We start from the raw sequence: 18812 nt of genomic DNA, 5'->3' as shown, positions 1-18812 counted from the left end.
CCCCAAGGATTTCCTCATGCATGCCAGGGATGTCAGGGAGCCTAATCTCGCCCCCCAGCACCACGCACCCCGCATGTTCGAGTAGGTGACCCGCACGAACGAGCGGGTTCCGGAGGTCGTAATCCCGGAATGCGGGACGGGGCGCCGCCGGCCGCCCGTACGCGGTGCGGCACGGGACCGCCGAAATCGGCAGACAAGAGGTACGATCGACCGTATGGGCACAGAGACGCGAGTGTTCGCCGCGCGGGCGGACAAGCCGGCGATCACGGACAAGCGGCTGCTCAAGGGCGCTCGGGCGCGTGAGACCGTGCTGCGGCGTGCCGTCGACATCGCCTCCCTCGACGGGCTGGACGATGTGAGTTTCGGCCGTCTCGCCACGGACACGGGCATGAGCAAGGCGGGCATCCAGACCCTCTTCAGGGCCAAGGAAGTGCTCCAGCTTGCGACCATCGACTATGCGCGGGAGATGTTCATCGACGCGGTCGTCCGCCCGGCGCGGACGGCGCCCCCCGGGGCGGAGCGGCTGCGCTCCCTGGTCGAGCACTGGATCGAGTACGCGAGGACACCGCTGTTCGAGGGCGGCTGCTTCCGCGTCGCCAACACCGCGCGTTTCGACAGCAAACCGGGACCGATCAGGGACGCCCTGTTCCGCAACCAGCAGGAATGGACCGACGCGATCGGCCGGGAACTGCGGACCGCCGTCGCCGCCGGGGAAATCGCGGAACTCGACATCGATCTCGCCGTGTTCCAGATCGATTCCGCCCTTTGCGCCGCCAACACGGCCCTGCGGCTCGGCGACGAAGACGTCGTGGAAAAGGTACGCCGTATCGTGCGGAATCTTCTCGTCGAGCCCTGATCGTCCGCCGCGCGCCATCGCGCCGCACACAGACGGGCCGGCGCCTCCCGGACTCGCTTCCGGGAGACGCCGGCCCGCTCCACGTCACGGCTTCGGGGCCGGCGCCTTCGGCAGCAGGAACACCATCAGCGCGGCGAGTGCCGCGATGGCGAAGGTCGTCAGGGACGTCAGCGCGAACGCGTGGCCTGCCGCGTGCACCTTGTCGCCCGAGGCGGCGCCGTTCTGGAAGGAGTGGAAGAACACCGCTCCGACGACGGCCACACCCAGGGCTCCGCCGACCTGCTGGGCGGTGGACAGCGAGCCCGAGGCCATGCCCGCGGTCTGCGGTTCGATCCGCGCGAGGACCGTGTTGAGCAGCGGGGTGATCAGCAGACCGCCGCCCACGCTCTGCAGCATCAGGGTCGGGATGACGAGCAGCGGCGTCAGGCGGGGGCCGGACAGCAGCACCACCGCCGTCGTCAGATAGCCGAGCGCGAGGACGATCGCACCGACCTCCAGCACGCGGCGGCCGTACTTCGGGACGATGCGTCCGGCGATCATGCTGCAGACGAAGAAGGTGACCGCCGCCGGCGTGTAGACCAGACCCGAACCGATGGCCGACATGCCGAGTCCGTCCTGCATGGAGACGGACAGCGACAGGTAGTACGAGGTCAGGAGCGCGTAGACGGCGAGCACCAGGACGATGCCGAGCGAGAACGAGCGCTGCTTGAAGAGCTCCAGCTTGATCAGCGGCTGGCCGCCGCGCCGGTCGATCCCCCGCTCCAGCGCCACGAACAGCCCGAACGCCACCACGCTGCCCGCGAAGCAGGCCCACGTCCACCACGGCCAGCCCGCGTCCCGGCCCTGGATGAGCGGGTAGGTCAGCAGCAGCAGGGCCGCGCTGAGCACCACGACGCCGGGGAGGTCGAGCCTGCGGGTCTGCTCCGCCCGTGACTCCGGCACGTACTTGAGGGCCAGCAGGATCGTGATGATGCCGATGGGGACGTTCACCCAGAACACCGAGCGCCAGTCGGAGCCGAAGAGGTCGGCGCCGATGAGCAGGCCGCCGATCAGCTGACCGCTGACCGTCGCCATGCCGATGACGACCCCGAGGACACCGAAGACGCGGTGCCGGTTCTCCTGGGACACCGACAGCGTGATGACGGCGAAGACCTGCGGGACCATCAGCGCGGCACCGAGGCCCTGGACGATGCGGGCACCGATGAGCACGCCCGGGTCACCGGCCATGGCGCAGGCGATGGACGACAGCGTGAACACCGCCGTGCCGAGGATGAAGACGCGCTTGCGCCCGAACATGTCCGCGAGCCGGCCGCCGGTGATCATGAAGACCGCGTAGCTCAACTGGTAGCCGGCGAGGATCCATTCGAGGTCGCTCGCGGTCGCCTTGAGGTCGTCCTGGATGGCCGGGCCCGCCACGACGACGATGAACGAGTCCAGGATCGCCATGAACATACCGATCATGACGGTCGATACCGCGGCCCAGGGCACCGTGGCCCCTGGACCCGGCTGCGCGCTGGGCGCCGCCTTCAGGGTGTGGCTGGTATTCGACACGTGGGGGATCCCTTTCGCAGCAAGACGTACTGGCTCAGCGGTCCCGAGCTGAAGTCAGAATACGCGCGACCGTATGTTCACTGCAATCGATCGCCTCCCCGAGTCAGCTCGAACGCCGCCGGGTCGGGCCGGCGGGTGGCACGCCAGTAGGAGGTACCGGTGCCCGGCCAGGACTGGCGGTTGACGCCCCGGTGATCGAGGAACCAGCTGTGGCAGCCGCCCGAGTTCCACACGGAGCGGGAGAGCTTGGCGTGCAGCCAGGAGTTGAAGCGCTGCTGGACCTCGGCGCGCACCTCGAACCGGGTGGCCCGGCGGGAGCGCATGAGCTTCAGGCACTCCACGATGTAGTGGAGCTGCGCCTCGATGACGAACAGGATCGACTGGGCGCCGCCGCCGGAGTTCGGGCCCATCAGCATGAACAGGTTCGGGAACCCCGCGACGGTGGTGCCCAGATGCGCCGTCATGCCGTCGCGCCAGGCCTCCTGGATGGTCAGCCCGCCGCGGCCGACGATGTGCTCGCTCGCGCACCGGTTGTCGGTGGAGAAGCCCGTCGCCAGGATCACCACGTCCGCCTCGTGCAGCTCCCCGTCCTTCGTCCTGATCCCCGACTCCGTGAACTCCTCGATGCCGGAGGTGGTCAGCGAGACGTCCGGGCGCTGCAGGGCCGGGAAGTAGTCGTTCGTGAGCAGGATGCGCTTGCAGCCGATGCGGTAGCCGGGGGTGAGCTTGGCCCGCAGCTCGGGATCGGGCACCTGCTTCTCCAGCGTGCGCTTGGCGGCCAGTTCGAGGACACCGAGGTACTTCGGGTTGAGGAACGCGAGCACCGGAAGCTCGTGCGTCCAGTAGGCGGCGAGCCGGTAGAGCCGCTGGACGAAGGGCAGCGACCGGAACAGGCGGTGCTCCAGGCTCTTCAGCGCCCGGTCCGCCTTCGGCAGCACCCAGTGCGCGTTGCGCTGGAAGACGTCGACGTGCGAGGCGACGCCCGCGATCCGCGGGATGAACTGCACCGCGCTCGAACCGGTACCGATGACCGCGACCCGCTTGCCCCGCAGGTCCACCGAGTGGTCCCACTGCGCCGAGTGGAAGACCTCTCCCCCGAAGCGCTCCCTGCCCGGCAGGTCCGGGACGTGCGGCTGGTGCAGCGCGCCATGGGCCAGGACCACGATCCGCGCGCGGTACTCCTGGCCCGAGGCCGTCCTGACGTGCCAGCGGTCGGCCGCCTCGTCGAACTCGTACGACACGACCTCCGTGTTGAACCGGATGTGCCGCTCCAGGTCGCGCTCCTTGACGACCTGCTTGATGTAGTCGAGGATCTCCGGCTGCTCCGCGTACATCCGGCTCCAGCTCCGGTTCGGGGCGAAGGAGTACGAATACATCACGCTCGCCACGTCGCAGGCGCAGCCCGGATAGGTGTTCTCCCGCCAGGTGCCTCCGACACCGTCAGCCTTCTCCAGGATGACGAAGTCGCGATGGCCGGCCTCGGCCAGCTTCACCGCCATGCCGAGGCCCGCCAGCCCGGTTCCCACGATCAGCACGTCCGGGGTCTCGAGGGATTCGTCCGTCTCCTGCGCAAAGGCCATCGGGGCTCTCCTCATCTGGTCGCTCGCCGGGGGACACGGACGGCCCGGAAGCCGAAGCCTCACGGCCGTCACGGGGCACCAAGCATCACCTCCGGTTCTGAAACCGCTCTGTCCTGCCGGCGGCGCCGATTCAGCGCGGTGTCAGGCCCCTGCACCACCATCGCTGCGGATACGCATGGCAGACGCGACGGGGGAGCTGATCCTTCTTGAGTGCTTCAGACATCCACACGACACCGAGCGCGTCGCGGACGGGGCCCGCACTCTCTCCGGTCCGCCCGAAGGACGGCCCGGCCCGGCGTGTGCACACCCTCGTGATCGGCAGCGGGCTCGCGGGCCTGGCCGCCGCGATCCGCTTCCGCCGCCAGGGCTGGGACGACTTCCTGGTCCTCGACCGCGGGCACGACGTCGGCGGCACCTGGCGCGACAACACCTACCCCGGAGCCGCGTGCGACGTCCCCTCGCACCTCTACTCCTACTCGTTCGCGCTCAACCCGGGCTGGAGCAGGTCCTTCTCCCCGCAACCGGAGATCCGGGCCTACATCGAGCGGACCGCCCGCCGCCACCGGGTGCACGACCGGCACGTCTTCGACTGCGAGGTGCTGAGCGCACGCTGGCAGGGCGAGGACGAGGGATGGCACGTCGAGACGACCCGGGGGACGTTCGCCGCGACCGTGCTGGTGGGCGCCTTCGGCGCGCTGTGCGAGCCGGCGCTGCCGGACATCCCGGGCATCGAGACCTTCGCCGGGGACATCCACCACTCGGCCCGCTGGAACCATGACGTCGACCTGACGGGCAAGCGGGTCGCCGTCGTCGGCACCGGCGCCTCCGCCATCCAGATCGTGCCGGCCATCGCACCGCGGGTCGCCGAGCTCCAGGTGCACCAGCGCACCGCCCCCTGGGTCATGCCGCGCCTGGACCGCCGGTACTCGACCGCCGAACGCCTCGCCTGCCGGTACGTGCCCTTCTACCAGCGCGCCCTGCGCGGCGGCTTCTACTGGGCCCACGAGGCCCAGGCGATCGCCCTGGCCAAGGTGCCCGCGCTGCTGAAGCCGGTCGAGCTGCTGGCCCGCGCCAAGCTCCGCCGCGAGGTGAAGGACCCGGCACTGCGCCGCCGCCTGCGCCCCGACTACGGGCTCGGCTGCAAGCGCATCCTGCTGTCCAACACCTACTACCCGGCCTTCAATCTGGACCACGTGCGCCTGGTCACCGAGGGCATCACCCAGATACGGGAGAAGTCGCTCGTCACGGCCGACGGCGTGGAACACCCCACCGACGTCCTCGTCTTCGCCACCGGCTTCCACGTCACCGACTCCCCGATGTACCGCAGGATCTTCGGCAAGGACGGACGCAGCCTCGGCGACGTGTTCGACACGGTCGGCCGCCAGTGCTACAAGGGCACCGCCATCGCGGGCTTCCCCAACATGTTCCTGCTGGTCGGCCCGAACACCGGGCTCGGGCACAACTCGATGATCTACATGATCGAGGCGCAGGTGAACTATCTCGTCCACGCCCTGAGCCTCATGAAGCGGCAGGGGCTGCGGAGCGTCGAGGTACGCCGCTCCGCCCAGGAGGAGTTCCACCGGACCCTGCAGAGCGAGCTGTCGCGCAGCGTCTGGAACACCGGCGGCTGCGCCAGCTGGTACCTCGACAAGCACGGTGCGAACACCACGATGTGGCCCGGCTTCTCCTACGCCTTCCGCCGCATCACGCGGACCTTCGACGTCGACGCCTATCACATCGCGAGGTGAGTACGCGCATGGCACACAAGCAACTGGACAGCTTCAAGGACAAGGTCGTCGTCATCACGGGTGCCGGATCCGGGATCGGGCGCGCGCTCGCCCTGCGCCTCACCGAGCTGGGGGCCCATCTGGCGCTGTCCGACATCGACGCGAAGAGCGTCGAGGAGACCGCCGAGATGTGCGCGGGGCACGGCCGTGACGTCTGGGCCACCCGTCTCGACGTCACCGAGCGGGAGGCCGTCATCGACTACGCGCACGACGTACGCGCGTACTTCAGCACGGTGCACCAGGTGTACAACAACGCCGGCATCGCCTTCTACGGCGAGGCGGAGCGGCAGTCGTTCAAGGAGGTCGAGCACGTCCTCGACGTCAACTTCTGGGGCACTGTGTACATGACCAAGTCGTTCCTGCCCTACCTGATCGCGTCCGGCGACGGCCACGTCGTCAACGTCTCCAGCCTCTTCGGGCTCATCACCTACCCCGGGCAGAGCGCCTACTGCGCCTCGAAGTTCGCCGTCCGCGGCTTCACCGAGGCCCTGCGGCAGGAGATGCTGCTCGCCCGGTACCCCGTGCGCGTGACCTCGGTCCACCCCGGCGGCATCAAGACCGGTGTGGCCCGCAACGCCGGGGCCGCCGCCGGCCTGGACGCGGCCTCCATCGCGCGCGCCTTCGACAAGCGGCTGGCGCTGCACACTCCCGCGATGGCCGCCGAGACGATCGTGCGGGGTGTGCACGAGCGGCGGGCCCGGGTCCTCATCGGTGCCGAGGCCAAGGCCCTCGACCTGCTGGGGAGGATCGCGCCCGCGGGGTCGCAGCGCTTCGGGGCCGTCATGTCCCGCCTGATCAGGATCGCCCCCCGCCCGGGAGCGCGTACATGAACCTCCCGCTGCCCGTGGTGCGGGAGCTGCTGCGTCCGTTCTTCCGGATGACCTTCCACCCCCGCGTTCCCTGGCCGGCCCAGCGCCTGCTGGTGAACGCGCTCTCCGCCTGCCAGCCGCTGCCGCGCGGCACCCGGGTGGAGGCGCTGTGGCTCGGGGCCCGCCGTGCCGAGCGCGTCACGGCGGGGCCGGCCAGCGGTCCCGGAGCCGTGCTGTATCTGCACGGCGGCGGGTTCACGGTCGGTTCGCCGGCCACGCACCGCGCCCTGGCGGCCCATCTCGCCCGCGCCACCGGCCGCCCCGTCTACCTGCTCGACTATCGCCTCGCCCCCGAGCACCCCTGCCCCGCGGCCCTGGAGGACACGCTGGCGGCGGTGGAGCTGCTGGCCCGGCTGGCGGGGCATCCGACGTCGTCCCTGGTGCTCGCCGGCGACTCGGCGGGCGGCGGGATCGCCCTCGCGGCCGCCCAGCACCTCGCGGCGCCGGCCCGGGAGCCCGGGGACGGCGCGGCCGGCCGGCCGGGGACGCCGGCCGCGCTGGTCCTCGTCTCACCGTGGGCCGACCCGGGCGAGGTCGCCGAGCAGCGGCGCGACCTCGTGGTCAGCCGTGCGTGGGGACTCGCCTGCGCCGCCGCGTACCGGGGGCAGGCGGACCCCGCGGACCCCCGCTACGCCCCCGCCCGGGGCGACCTCACCGGCCTGCCGCCCACCTATCTGCACACCAACATGGGCGAGTTGCTGCACGCGCAGTGCGTCGCCCTCGCGTCATCCCTGCGCGGTGCCGGTGTGCCCGTGACCTTCAGGGAGAGCCGGAAGCTGTGGCACGCCGCCCAGGCCCAGGCGGGACTGGTCGAGGAGGCCGCCGAGTCGGTACGGGACATCGGTTCCTTCCTGACGGAACGGTGGGCCCGGCTCGCGGAGTCCGGCGCGGCGGACGCGAAGGCCGGGTAGCCCGGCGGTACGCACGGCCGGCGCACCGCGGGCGGCCGGCGGCCGTCTCGCCGGCGCACCGCGGGCGGCCAGCGGCCGTCTCCGGACCCGGCCCGCGTACAGGGGCGGTGCCCGCCGGCCGCGGCGGGCACCGCCCCCGGCCGTTCCCGGCAACAGACACGGGGGGTCCGATGGCCCCTCGCACACCTCGTACGACGGCACGGTCCCGCATCCGCCGCCGCGCGGCACACGGCACACGGCCCCGCCGGGCCGAAGCCCGGCGGGGCCGAGGAATAGCCGCTCCCCCGCACCGGCCGGCGGCGTCCCGCCGGCGCCGGGGGCCCGGCCGTTCGCCTAACCCTGCGGCACCTGCTCGGGTGACAGGCCCAACTGGACGGCCCACTCGTCGGCGAGCCGGTCGGCGAGGCCGGCGATGGCGTCGAACCTCATGAGGTGCCGTCGGTGCCCCTGCCGTGTGCCGCCCGCGTCCTCGCCGTCGCCGGACCCGCCCCGGCCCGCCCCGGCCGACCCGGCCGCCTTCTCGCCGCGCACCCCGCCCATGACGCCTCCTCGTTCACGCACTCGCGGAACCCGCGTCACCGGCGGCCACCTGCCTCGCGTAATGGGCCGACACCACGCGTGAGATATTGGCGGCCGTGTTCTTCGCCGCCGCCGAGACGAACGGTTCCAGGGTCTTCTCCAGGGCCCTTCCGGCGATTCCTCCGGGCAGCGTGAATCCGATGCGCACCTCCACCTCGCAGCGGTCGCCCGGCAGTTCTCGGAAGACGAAACCGGTCGTCGAGCGCATACCGGAGATCGACTCGTACGACACGCGTGCGTTCTTCTCCCAGCACACGTTCTTGATGGTGGACTTCTGGGTGGACGGTCCGAGTTTGATCGTCGATTCGTAGACCGCGCCGAGCCCGTGGTCCAGGTCGCCGACCGGGCGGTAACTCGTCATGCCGTGCCAGTATTCGAGCACATGGCGGTAGTCGTCGAGATAGGCGAAGGTGACGTCGAGCGGCGCGTCGCAGAGCGCGGTGAAGCAGACTTCGGACACTTCGGTTCCCTTCCTGGGGACGGCACGGTTCTTCGGCCGCGACCGTGTCAGACGATGTTGGTCGCCCTCGCCACGCTCCACAGCGAGCGCGGGGACAATCCGCCGTCGAAGGCGAAGTATTCGGGCAGTACGGCGTCCGGGCACCATTTGGACTTGTATTCCAGCTGGCTCTTCGCCGGATACACCCGGTCGCCGTGCTCGGCGACGAACCGGACCACCCGCGCCGCCATGGGACTGGCGGCCGGCAGCTCGTGCGCGCCGTCAAGGCCCGTGAACGGGGTGAATCCGAAGTGCAGCCATTCGGCGCCCGAGGTCCGCATGTCCTCGATGGCCTGGGAGTTGATGGCCTCCATCACTCCCGGCGGGGAGTCCGGAAGCCGCCTGCTCAGGTCGTGCAGCCACCCCGGGCGCGAGCCGTAGACCGGCGCGTACGACACGTAGGCGATCGCCGTGCCGTCCACCCGCCCCACGTACAGCTTGCGCAGGGACTGCCACTCGCCGCCGATCTCCCCGATCAGGAAGGCCAGTTCCTTGGTGTGCCTGCCCTTGTCGCGCAGCCACTGCCGGTTGATGTTCTCGATCTCGTCGGCGCATTTCTCCGGGTCGACCTCGGTGATCTCGAGGCCGGCGCGCAGGGCCCGGGAAATCTTGTTGCGCAGCCGTACGAAACGCTTTCCGCGCAGCGAGAAGTCCGGGAGGCCCACCGCATAGGAGGCCCCCACCTGGTTGACGGTGTGCCCGAGGCCGGCGAACAGTTCGGCGTCCGCACGCTGCAACTGCGCGCCGATCACCTTGCAGCGGTTGCCGTGCGCATGCTCGACGAACCTCGTCTGCAGTTCCCGTCGGCAGGACGCGTCCGCGAACGGCCCGCCGAACTGAATCCAGCGGCGCCCCTGGACCCGATAGCACACAAAGCCGTCCAGGCCCTCGCAGGTGAAGTACTCGTTGCCGCGGTTGAGAGCCAGAAAGGCACTGGGATTGTCCGCGTGGCGCTCCAGGACCGAGGCGATCGTGGCACGGTCTTCCGGCCGGAGCGAGTCGGGCATGTGCATGCTCTGTCCTCACGTACGGAAAAGGGTCGGCCAGAAGCTAGCAACGCGTTCTGAAACGCCGCCCACACCGCCGCGCGCCGGACGTCAGACCCGTTTCATCGGCGCCGCGAATACTCCTTTCCGCAGCACTGGCAGCGAGGGGCGCACGGCGCCGCCGCTGCCGCGGACATCTACCTTGCGGGGTCACTTTGGCAGCAAGTGTCGAGGCTCAGGCAATCCCATCGCTGAGTAGTTACGTACGAGGGAAGGACATCGAGAGCGGTCAGTGGGTCTACGTCCTGTCGACCCGCGCCGTCCTGGAGGACTCCTTCGCAAGTCTCACCCTCAAGAGGCGGCTGGAGGCGGGCCGCGTCTCGCCGGCCGAGGTACCGGAGGGCGTCATCGCCGGCCGTGTGGCCCTGGCCGACAAGGCCATCGTGGAGGAGGCGGTGACCGCCGCGGCGGAGGCGGCGAAGATCTGGCGCGCGGTTCCGCTGTCGGTCCGCTTCGACGGGTGGATGGAGCTTCTGCGCGCCACCATCGCGGACCGCGCGGACGAACTCGTCGGCCTGCTCACCCTGGAAGGCCACCCCCTGGAGCTCGCCAAGTGGGAGATCTCCGGGATGCGCGAGCTGACGCGGCCGGAGTCGGCGGCGTTCCTGCGCGGCCAGCTGTACCAGGAGTTCACCGTCGACAACCGGCGCAACATCGTGCGGCGGCAGGCCGACGGCGTCGTGTGCATCACCCCGCCCGCGAACGCGCCCCTGGTCAGCGCGCTGCTGGGCTGCATGTGCATCCCCGGCGGCAACGCGGCCGTCGTCCGCGCGCCGCGCACGGCCCCCTACGGGGTCACCTACGCGCTGCGCCACATCATCTCCCCGATCCTCGACGAGCTGGACGCACCGCCCGGACTGCTCAACGTCGTGTGCGGCAACCCCGCGCCGATGCTGGACGCCTGGCTGGAGAGCCCGCTGGTCGACGACATCATGTTCTTCGGCGATGTGCCGGCCGGACTGAAGCTGGAGCGCCGCTGCGTCGAGGCGGGCAAGAAGCCGATCCTCGAACTCGCCGGCAACGACGTGGTGGTGGTCTGGAAGGACGCCGATCTCGACGGGGCCGCCGACGCGCTCACGGAGAGCTTCTACGGTTCGGGCCAGCTGTGCATGATCCCGAACCAGGCCGTCGTGCACCCGGAGATCGCGGACGCCCTGATCGAGCGGGTCGCCGAGCGGGCGCGGCGGCTCCGGCCGGGCTATCCGGACCAGGAGGGCGTCCTGCTCTCGCCGGTACTGCGGCACGACAAGTTCCACGACTTCCTGGACGACGCGGTGGCCAAGGGCGCGACCCTGGTCACCGGCGGCCACGGCATGCAGCTCGACGGCACGGTCGACGACAGCTCCGGGTTCTTCCTCCAGCCCACCGTGCTGCGGGTCGACGGGCTGGCGGACGCGCGCGAGGTGCGGGCGGTGAAGGACGAGACGTTCTTCCCGCTGCTGCCGATCGTGGTGCCCGAGCCCTCCGACGACGAGGCGCTCCTCGACGCCTGCGTGGAGTTCGTGAACTCGAACGCGTACGGCCTGCGCAACTCGCTGTGGACCGAGGACCAGGACGTCATCGACACGTTCGTCGCCCATACGGTCACCGGCGGGCTGCTCAAGGTCAACGACTCGCACATCGCCTTCACCGCGCCGCTGCCGTCCCACGGCGGCACCGGCCTGACCGGTGGGGCCTTCGGCGAGGCCAACTACCCCGTTCTGCGGACGACCCATCTCCAGGGGGTCTCCGTCGTCGCGAAGGAGAAGGAGGAGGACGGCGTTGCAGTCGCTCGATGAGGCCCGCGCGGTCTGTGAATCCCATCTGCCCGGCCTGCTGTCGAAGCTGGCCGAGTCGCCCCTGGCCGACCTGGAGAAGCCCGGCAACCGCGGACTCGAGCTGTTCCGCGCGGCCGGCGGTCCCGCCCTGGTCATCCCCAAGGCGTACGCGGGGCTCGGTGCGAACGCCCTGGAGGCCGTCCAGGTGACCCGCGCGATCGGGGCGGCGGCGCCGTCCCTCGCGGTGGCCTCCACCATGCACCACTTCTCGGTCGCCACCATCTTCACGCTCGCCGAGAGCCTTCGGTCCAGCGGTGTCGAGTGGGCGCTGCTGGAGGGCATCGCCACGCAGAACCTGCTGGTCTCCTCCGGCTTCGCCGAGGGCAATCCGGGCCAGGGCATCCTCTCCCCCACGGTCAGCGGGACCCGCGTGGACGGCGGCATCGTCGTCAACGGCTCCAAGCGGCCCTGCAGCATGTCGCGGTCGATGAACCTGCTGTCCGCGAGCATCGCGGTCCCCCGCGAGGACGGCGGGGAGGAGACCGTGCTGATGCTGCTGCCGGCGGAGACCCCCGGGGTGTCCGTCCACCCGTTCTGGAAGAGCGATGTGCTCGCGGGTGCGGAGAGCGACGAGGTCCGGCTCACCGACGTGTTCGTCGACGAGCGCCTGCTGGTGCCGACGGAGATCGGCGACCGGGGGGAGATCGACGAACTGCAGACCATCGGGTTCATGTGGTTCGAGATGCTGATCACCTCCTGCTACCTGGGCATGGCCAGCGCCCTGGTGGAGAAGGCCTTCGCGAGCAAGCGCCTCGCCCCCGCCGTCGTCGCGGACCTGGGCATCAGGATCGAGACCGCCGCCCATCTGCTGGAGGGGATCGCCCGGCAGCTCATGGCGAAGGAGGGCGACAACGCCGCCCTCTCCCGGGCCATGGTCGCCCGCTACGGCGCCCAGGACGCCATCGTCGACTCGGCGCGGCGGGCCGTCGAGGCCCTCGGCGGCATGGCCTACATCGGCTCCCCCGACGTCGCCTATCTCGCCGCCGCCTGCCACTGCGTCAGCTTCCACCCGCCGTCGAAGGCCGCGACCGGCGCCGCCCTGGCGGCCAGCTTCCGCGGTGACGTGCTCCGTTTCGACTGAGACCTGAGGGATCCAACACAGAGGTGAGGAGTGAGCGCAACCATGCACAGCGACGAGGCGCTCGACAGCGCCCGGGTGTCCGCGGCCTACCGGCGCACGATGAGTTCGGGACGGGCCCGGCTGGCGGAAGTGCTCGGCGGCCAGGTGGAGGTGGAGTCCTCCGGGGCGTGGATCACGACGAGTGACGGCCGGAAGTACCTCAACGCCGGCGGCTACGGCGTGTTCATCACCGGCGCCCGGCACCCCGCGGTGGTCCGCGAGGTCGAGCGGCAGCTGCACAGCCATCCGATCGGCACCCGCATCTTCCTCGACCCGGCCGCCGCCCGCGCCGGCGAGATGCTGATGTCCGTGACGCCGCCCGGCCTGGAGCGCGTCCATTTCTCGGGCTCGGGCACCGAGGCGGTCGAGGCCGCCATCAAACTCGCCCGGCTCGGCGGCCGGCGGCGGCTGGTGTCCATGGTCGGCGGCTACCACGGCAAGACGCTCGGCGCCCTGTCGGTGACGGCGAAGAGCACCTTCCAGGAGCCGTTCCGCCCCCTGCTGCCGGATGTCACCCATGTGCCCTTCGGCGACGCGGCGGCGCTCGGCGCGGTCCTCGCGCAGCACCCGGGCGAGTGCTGCGTCATCGTGGAGCCGGTGCAGGGCGAGGGCGGCGTGGTGATCCCGCCGCCCGGCTACCTGGGCGAGGTCCGGGCGGCGTGCTCCCGGTACGGTGCGCTGCTCGTCGTCGACGAGATCCAGACCGGACTCGGCCGGCTCGGCGCCTGGTGGGGATCGGACGCCGAGCAGGTGCGACCCGACATCCTGCTGTCGGGCAAGGCGCTGGGCGGCGCGGTGATGCCGGTCGCGGCGACGATCGCGACGCACGAGGTGTTCGCCGTCCTCGACCGCGACCCCGTGCTGCACACCTCCACCTTCTCCGCGGCGCCCATCGCCATGGCCGCCGTGTGCGGTGCGATCACGGCGATCCGCGAGGACGGTCTGGTGGAGCGGGCGGCCGAACTGGGCAGCCGCATCACGGCGGAGCTCACCCGGATCACGGGCGCCCACCTGTCCCACCACCCGCACGAGGTGCGCGGCGCAGGGCTGCTCATCGGCGTCGAGTTCGTCGATCCGGCGATGGCGGCCGATCTGTTCATCGCCCTGGTCGGCCATGACGTCGTGGCCAACCTCTCCCTCAACTCGGACAACGTGGTGCGGTTCACGCCCCCCGCCGTGATGTCGGACTCCGACGTCGAGTTCTTCATCGAGCGTTTCGACCGAGCGGCCCGTCAGGTCGCCGAACGCAATCCCGGATACGAGGTACTCACCCATGCGTAGCCTTGAACTGACCCTGCGCTCCACGGGCATCGACGCCGACGCCGCGTACCGGCGCATCACCGAATTCGAGCGCTACGCCGAGTTCGTGGACGAGGTGCGTTCCGTCGTCGTGCACCCCGGCGACGAGAACGGACCGCTCGCCAGCGACTGGGACATCTTCTTCCGCAACGGGCCGCTGCGCTGGTCCGAGATCGACTACTTCCAGCGGGACGCGCGGCGCATCGTCTTCGAGCAGACCGACGGGGACTTCGAGCTGTTCCGCGGCTCGTGGCAGGTCGAGCCGGTCGCCGACGGCTGCGAGGTGATCTTCGAGGTGACCTTCGACTTCGGCATCCCGAGCCTCGCCGGCGTGCTGGAACCGATCGCGACCAAGGTCCTCAAGGAGGCCATCGCCACCATCGTGGGCAGCCTCCTCGGCAATGTCACGGTCATCGGCGACCCGGCCACGGCCGCCGTCATCAACGCGCGGTTCGCCGGGGCGGGCGAGCGCTCGGTATCGGCAGCGTAGGCGAGGAGGCACCCCATGGATCATGTGAACCGCTTCGAGACCAGGACGACGTTCGGGCTGCTGCGCCTGGAGTACGCGGTCGCACTCGCGGTGTGCTCGGTGCTGTTCCTGCTGCACCTGTCGGAGGTCCGCTGGTGGGCGGCCGTCCTGCTGTTCGTCTACATCGACCTGATCGGCTACATCCCCGGCGCGATCGCCTATCGGCGGGCCGAGGACGGCGACATCCCCAAGGTGTACTACGTCCTCTACAACACGATGCACAGCCTGGTCACGAACGCCGCGGTGGTCGGCCTCTGGGCCCTGGTCGCGGGATTCGAGTGGGCGCTCCTCGCGGTGCCCATCCATCTGTGCGGCGACCGTGCCCTGTTCGGGAACTTCCTGAAGTCGTTCAAGGTGCGCTTCGAGCCGGTGCGGCTGCCGGCCTTCGCCGAGTTCGAACGCCGGCTCGGCGAACGCGGCCCGCTCGAACCGCAGCTTCCCGAACGCGTCTGAGGTGAGGAACTGATGTCCGTGACCAAGGAACGTCCTGTCATCATCGGCGCCGGGCCCGGCGGACTCGCGGTGGCCTGGACCCTGAAGGAGGCCGGCCTCGATCCGCTGCTGCTCGACCGCGAGCAGCAGGCCTGCTCCACCTGGCACTCGTACTACCCCTCGCTGCGGATGAACTCGTGGCGCCGGCTGAGTTCGCTGCCGGGCATGCGGCTGTCGGCGGAGTACGGCCCGTGGCCCATGCGCAACGACTTCCTCACCTATATGAAGAAGTACATCGAGGTGCTGAGCCCCGACATCCTCTTCGGCACCGACGCGCGGCGCGTGGACCGTGACGGGGACCGCTGGGTGGTGCGCACCGCCGACGGCGACCTGCGCACCGAGCACGTCGTCGTCGCGACCGGGCTGCACCGCAAGCCGTTCGTCCCCGACTGGCCCGGGCTCGACGAGTTCGAGGGCGAGTTCCTCCACGCCCGCGACTACACCGTGCCGGAGCCCTTCGCGGGCAAGGACGTGCTGGTGGTCGGCTGCGGCCCGACCGGGATCGACATCGCCGTGGCCGCGGCGCAGGCCGGCGCGTCCCGGGTGCGCATGTCCATCCGGAACATGCCGGTCCTGTTCAAGCTGAGCCCCAGCACCTCGCTGCTCTGCCAGGCCATCAAGCACGGCCCGCTGCCGCACTGGCTCGTCAACCGGGCCAGCCTCCTGATGCACCGGATCCAGTGGGGCGATCTGTCCCGCTACGGGATGCCGACGCCCAAGGAGGGCACGATGGCCGGCACCGCCCGCATCGGCCACTCCTACGGTGCCATCGACCGCGGTCTGATCGCGGGCGTCCGCGACGGGTCCATCGAGGTCGTCCGGGGTGTCACCGGCTTCAACCGGAAGGCCGTGCTGCTCGACGACGGCACCAGCATCAAGCCGGACGTCGTGATCGCGGCGACCGGGCAGCGCCCGGACATGGAGGGACTGCTGGGTCATCTGCGCGTGCTCTCCCAGCCCGGCGGCCGGCCCCTGGTGCACGGGGCCCAGACCCTCCCGCACGCCCCGCACCTCTACTTCCAGGGGTACCGGCTGCCGCCCGGCCAGCTGCCCGACATGGCCGTGGACGCGCGGGCGATCGCCCGGGCCGTCACCGGTACCCGGCGCTTCGCCCTGGCCGGGGCCCTGCGAGGCAGGCGATGACCGGTCACCTCGCTCCCTGGGCGGCGAGTCCGGAGGCCACGCGCCCCCGGTTGCGCGGCCGGCAGCGCTGCGACGTCGCCGTCGTCGGGGCGGGCCTGACGGGCCTGTCGACCGCCTTCGAACTCCTGTCGGCGGCACCGCGGCTGCGGGTGGTGGTGCTGGAGGCGGACCGGGTCGCGGCGGGCGCGAGCGGCCGCGGCACGGGGCTCCTCGGGCCCCGCGTCGGGCCCGCCCTGCATGTCGCGCGGCGCCGCTTCGGCGACGAGACGGCCCGGGCCGTGCACCTGTGGTCGGTGGCCGCGGTGCGGCATGTGCTCGACCTGGTCGAGCGAGAGCGCCTCGCCTGCGATCTGACGCCGGGCGGTCAGCTCGTCGTCGCCCGCGACGAGCGGGAGGCGGAGCACCAGCTCCGGGAGCGCGAGGCGGCGCTGATGCTCGGACTGCCTCCGGACCAGGTCGAGTTCGTCGGGCAGGGCCGGCTGCCCCGGTACGCGGACCGCTACCGCAGCGGCCTGCGCTACGGTCCCGCCGCGACGCTCGACCCGGCGGCGCTCACCGAGCAGCTGGCCGGCGCCGGCGAGCGGCTCGGCCTCGTCATCCACGAGAACAGCCGGGTGCGCCGCGTCCGGCGGGGGCTGCTCAGCACCGTGGTCACCGACGGCGGCGAGCTGATCGCCGACCATGTCGTCCTCGCCGTCAACGCCTACGGCGGCTCGCTGCGGGCGGCACCGTCCGGCGTGCTCCCCGTACGCGTGCAGGCCGGGGTCACCCCGAAGCTCTCCGGTGAGCAGCTGGCTGAGCTGGCCGGCCTGGACGCCGAACCGCTCATCGAGCACGGGGAGGTGGCACCGTACTTCCGGCTCACCACCGACGGCCGGCTGGTGATCGGCGGCGGTGCCCTGGAGCGGGGCGCCCACGGTGCCCTCGCCCGGCACCCCGGGCGGCTCCTCACGGCGGCCCGCGCGCTCTCCCCGGCACTGGCCGGCATCTCGCTCGACGCCGCGTGGGCGGGCCCGGTCGCCGTGACCCGGGACGGTCTGCCCGTGCTCGGCGAGCACCGCGACGACCCCTGGCTGCACCACGCGACCGGCTGCAACGGCCACGGGCTCGCGATCAGCGTCTATCACGGCGCCCGCCTGGCGCGTCGCATCACCGGCGAGGACACAGGTCCTGACGGGCTGCCGTGGCTCCGGGCACGCGCCCCCTGGCTGCCGCGCGGCCGGGTCGCCGACCGGGTGGTCGACCGCTATCTGGAACACCTCGCGGCGGCCGACGCGCCGTTCGGGTCCGCCCGTACCGCAGTCGCCGTGTCAGGCAGTCCCGCACCATGGACGGAGACCCCTTCGTGAGCACCTCCGCACAGCACACGTCGACCGGCCGCCCGGCGACCGCGCGCGAGCGTCTGGCCTGGTCGGCCTCGATCAGCAAGATGCCGGTCACGGAGCCGATGGACCGGATGCCGCCCGGCCCGTCCGAATCGGTGACCCGGCAGACCATCCGCTTCCGGCGCGGCAGGCAGCACTACCTGACGGAGATGCACGACCGGTACGGGGACATGGTGACCCTGCGGGTGGTGCCCGGCGGCCCCTTCGTGCTGCTGCGCGATCCGGAGCACATCAAGGAGGTCTTCCGCGGCGCACCCGACGTCTTCCACGCCGGGGAGGGCAACTCCCTGCTCGTGCCGATCGTCGGCCGCCACTCCGTGCTCACGCTCGACGCGCCCGAGCACCGCCCGGCACGCAAGCGGATGATGCCCCCGTTCCACCACGAGCGCATCAGCCAACTGGTCGTCGCCATGCGGGAGCTGGCCGAGCAGGAGGCCCTCAGCTGGCCCGTGGGCCGTCCCGTCCGGCTTCTGGACCGGGCCTACGCCCTGACCCTCGACATCATGGTGCGGGTGGTGTTCGGCGTCGACGACCCGGGGCGCGCGGCCGAACTGGGCGCGGCCCTGCGGAAGGTGGCGGACATCGGCCTGTCCGAGATCCTCGTCTGGATCCGTCCGGGCCTGGGCCGGGTCTGGCCCTGGACCAAGGTGGTCGCCGGCCTCGAACGCGCCGACGAGCTGATCTACGCGGAGATCGCGCGCCGCCGCGCGGACCCGCGGCGCTCCGAGCGCACCGACGTCCTGTCGATGCTGCTGGAGGGCGAACCGGACGACGAGGTCGTGCGCGACGAGGTCATGACCCTGCTCGTGGCCGGCCACGAGACCACCGCGGTGGCGCTGGCCTGGCTGTTCGAGCGGCTGGTGCGCCATCCCCGGGTGCTGGACCGGCTGCGCGAGGGCCTCGACGACCCCAAGGACCCTTACCGCACGGCCGTGTTCAAGGAGGCGCTGCGGGTCCGCCCGGTGATCCACAACGTGGCACGCCGGCTGACCGAGCCCCTCGAACTCGGCGGCTACCGGCTGCCGGCCGGGGTGTCGGTGCTGCCGTCGATCGGCGCCGTCCAGTGCGACACCCGGCTGTGGGGGCCCGACGCCCGGCTCTTCCGCCCCGAGCGGTGGCTGGAGGGCACCCCGCCGCAGAACGCGTGGATCCCCTTCGGCGGCGGTGCCCGGCGGTGCCTGGGCGCCACCTTCGCCCAGGTCGAGGTGGAGACGGTGCTCGCCGCGGTGCTGCGCTCCGTGGAACTGCGCGCCGTCGACCAGGGCGACGAGCCGAGCGCCATGAACCACATCACCATGATCCCGAAACGCGGAGCGCGTGTCGGTGTCGTACGCCGGCTGCTCCCGTGA

General features: G+C 71.2%; 17 protein-coding genes. 12 read left to right on the top strand and 5 right to left on the bottom strand.

All coding sequences use genetic code 11. From position 1 onward, the window contains the following. The first annotated feature begins 214 nt into the window (after positions 1–214). Positions 215–856: a TetR family transcriptional regulator C-terminal domain-containing protein gene (locus ACF073_RS04745; protein WP_392066907.1), complete on the top strand. Its 642-nt coding sequence runs from the start codon at positions 215–217 to the stop codon at positions 854–856. An 84-nt stretch (positions 857–940) separates the two neighbouring features. Here the strand turns inward: ACF073_RS04745 and ACF073_RS04740 are convergent, their stop codons facing one another. Continuing rightward, positions 941–2407, bottom strand: coding sequence for an MFS transporter (locus tag ACF073_RS04740; protein ID WP_392066906.1), 1467 nt, complete (start codon positions 2405–2407; stop codon positions 941–943). Positions 2408–2484: 77 nt separating this feature from the next. Continuing rightward, complete coding sequence (locus tag ACF073_RS04735; protein ID WP_392066905.1) at positions 2485–3987, bottom strand: flavin-containing monooxygenase; 1503 nt, start codon at positions 3985–3987, stop codon at positions 2485–2487. A gap of 206 nt (positions 3988–4193) precedes the next feature. Between ACF073_RS04735 and ACF073_RS04730 the strand changes: the two genes are divergently transcribed. From ACF073_RS04730 to ACF073_RS04720, 3 genes are read left to right on the top strand one after another with little or no spacing between them, the layout of a single operon-like run. Continuing rightward, complete coding sequence (locus ACF073_RS04730; protein ID WP_392066904.1) at positions 4194–5735, top strand: flavin-containing monooxygenase; 1542 nt, start codon at positions 4194–4196, stop codon at positions 5733–5735. Between the two features lie 8 nt (positions 5736–5743). Continuing rightward, positions 5744–6604, top strand: coding sequence for an SDR family NAD(P)-dependent oxidoreductase (locus ACF073_RS04725; protein ID WP_392066903.1), 861 nt, complete (start codon positions 5744–5746; stop codon positions 6602–6604). Next, positions 6601–7554, top strand: coding sequence for an alpha/beta hydrolase fold domain-containing protein (locus ACF073_RS04720; protein ID WP_392066902.1), 954 nt, complete (start codon positions 6601–6603; stop codon positions 7552–7554). Before ACF073_RS04725 ends, ACF073_RS04720 begins: the two co-directional genes overlap by 4 nt. Positions 7555–7887: 333 nt before the next feature. On the opposite strand, the gene ACF073_RS04715 is transcribed toward ACF073_RS04720, so the two are convergent. Genes ACF073_RS04715 through ACF073_RS04705 form a run of 3 tightly spaced genes read right to left on the bottom strand, consistent with a single transcriptional unit; the run spans position 7888 to position 9639 of the window. Further along, positions 7888–8094 (bottom strand): hypothetical protein, encoded by a 207-nt coding sequence (locus ACF073_RS04715; protein WP_392066901.1) that lies wholly within the window; start codon positions 8092–8094, stop codon positions 7888–7890. Between the two features lie 13 nt (positions 8095–8107). Continuing rightward, entirely contained in the window at positions 8108–8593 is a 486-nt protein-coding gene (locus ACF073_RS04710; protein WP_392066900.1) for an SRPBCC family protein, read from the bottom strand. 47 nt (positions 8594–8640) lie between these two features. Continuing rightward, entirely contained in the window at positions 8641–9639 is a 999-nt protein-coding gene (locus ACF073_RS04705) for a bifunctional lysylphosphatidylglycerol flippase/synthetase MprF (protein ID WP_392066899.1), read from the bottom strand. 194 nt (positions 9640–9833) lie between these two features. Between ACF073_RS04705 and ACF073_RS04700 the strand changes: the two genes are divergently transcribed. Genes ACF073_RS04700 through ACF073_RS04665 form a run of 8 tightly spaced genes read left to right on the top strand, consistent with a single transcriptional unit; the run spans position 9834 to position 18812 of the window. Then, positions 9834–11456, top strand: a complete 1623-nt coding sequence (locus ACF073_RS04700) for an aldehyde dehydrogenase family protein (protein ID WP_392066898.1) — start codon at positions 9834–9836, stop codon at positions 11454–11456. Then, the gene (locus tag ACF073_RS04695; protein ID WP_392066897.1) at positions 11440–12576 is read left to right on the top strand and encodes an acyl-CoA dehydrogenase; all 1137 of its coding nucleotides are present in this window, start codon (positions 11440–11442) and stop codon (positions 12574–12576) included. Before ACF073_RS04700 ends, ACF073_RS04695 begins: the two co-directional genes overlap by 17 nt. A gap of 42 nt (positions 12577–12618) precedes the next feature. Further along, positions 12619–13896, top strand: coding sequence for an aspartate aminotransferase family protein (locus ACF073_RS04690; protein ID WP_392066896.1), 1278 nt, complete (start codon positions 12619–12621; stop codon positions 13894–13896). After that, positions 13889–14404, top strand: coding sequence for a type II toxin-antitoxin system RatA family toxin (locus tag ACF073_RS04685; RefSeq protein WP_392066895.1), 516 nt, complete (start codon positions 13889–13891; stop codon positions 14402–14404). Before ACF073_RS04690 ends, ACF073_RS04685 begins: the two co-directional genes overlap by 8 nt. Positions 14405–14419: 15 nt before the next feature. Next, the gene (locus ACF073_RS04680; RefSeq protein ID WP_392066894.1) at positions 14420–14896 is read left to right on the top strand and encodes a hypothetical protein; all 477 of its coding nucleotides are present in this window, start codon (positions 14420–14422) and stop codon (positions 14894–14896) included. Positions 14897–14908: 12 nt separating this feature from the next. Next, positions 14909–16078 carry a flavin-containing monooxygenase gene (locus tag ACF073_RS04675; RefSeq protein WP_392066893.1) on the top strand — a complete coding sequence of 390 codons (1170 nt, stop codon included), beginning with the start codon at positions 14909–14911 and terminating at the stop codon, positions 16076–16078. After that, positions 16075–17427: an NAD(P)/FAD-dependent oxidoreductase gene (locus tag ACF073_RS04670; RefSeq protein WP_392066892.1), complete on the top strand. Its 1353-nt coding sequence runs from the start codon at positions 16075–16077 to the stop codon at positions 17425–17427. The genes ACF073_RS04675 and ACF073_RS04670 overlap by 4 nt, the downstream gene beginning before the upstream one ends. Continuing rightward, positions 17424–18812 (top strand): cytochrome P450, encoded by a 1389-nt coding sequence (locus ACF073_RS04665; protein ID WP_392066891.1) that lies wholly within the window; start codon positions 17424–17426, stop codon positions 18810–18812. The genes ACF073_RS04670 and ACF073_RS04665 overlap by 4 nt, the downstream gene beginning before the upstream one ends.

The sequence above is a fragment of the Streptomyces sp. NPDC015171 genome (assembly GCF_043079545.1).
Lineage (GTDB): Bacteria > Actinomycetota > Actinomycetes > Streptomycetales > Streptomycetaceae > Streptomyces.
The sequence above is the reverse complement of the archived record's forward strand: the minus strand, read 5'-3'. Positions and strand labels throughout refer to the sequence as shown.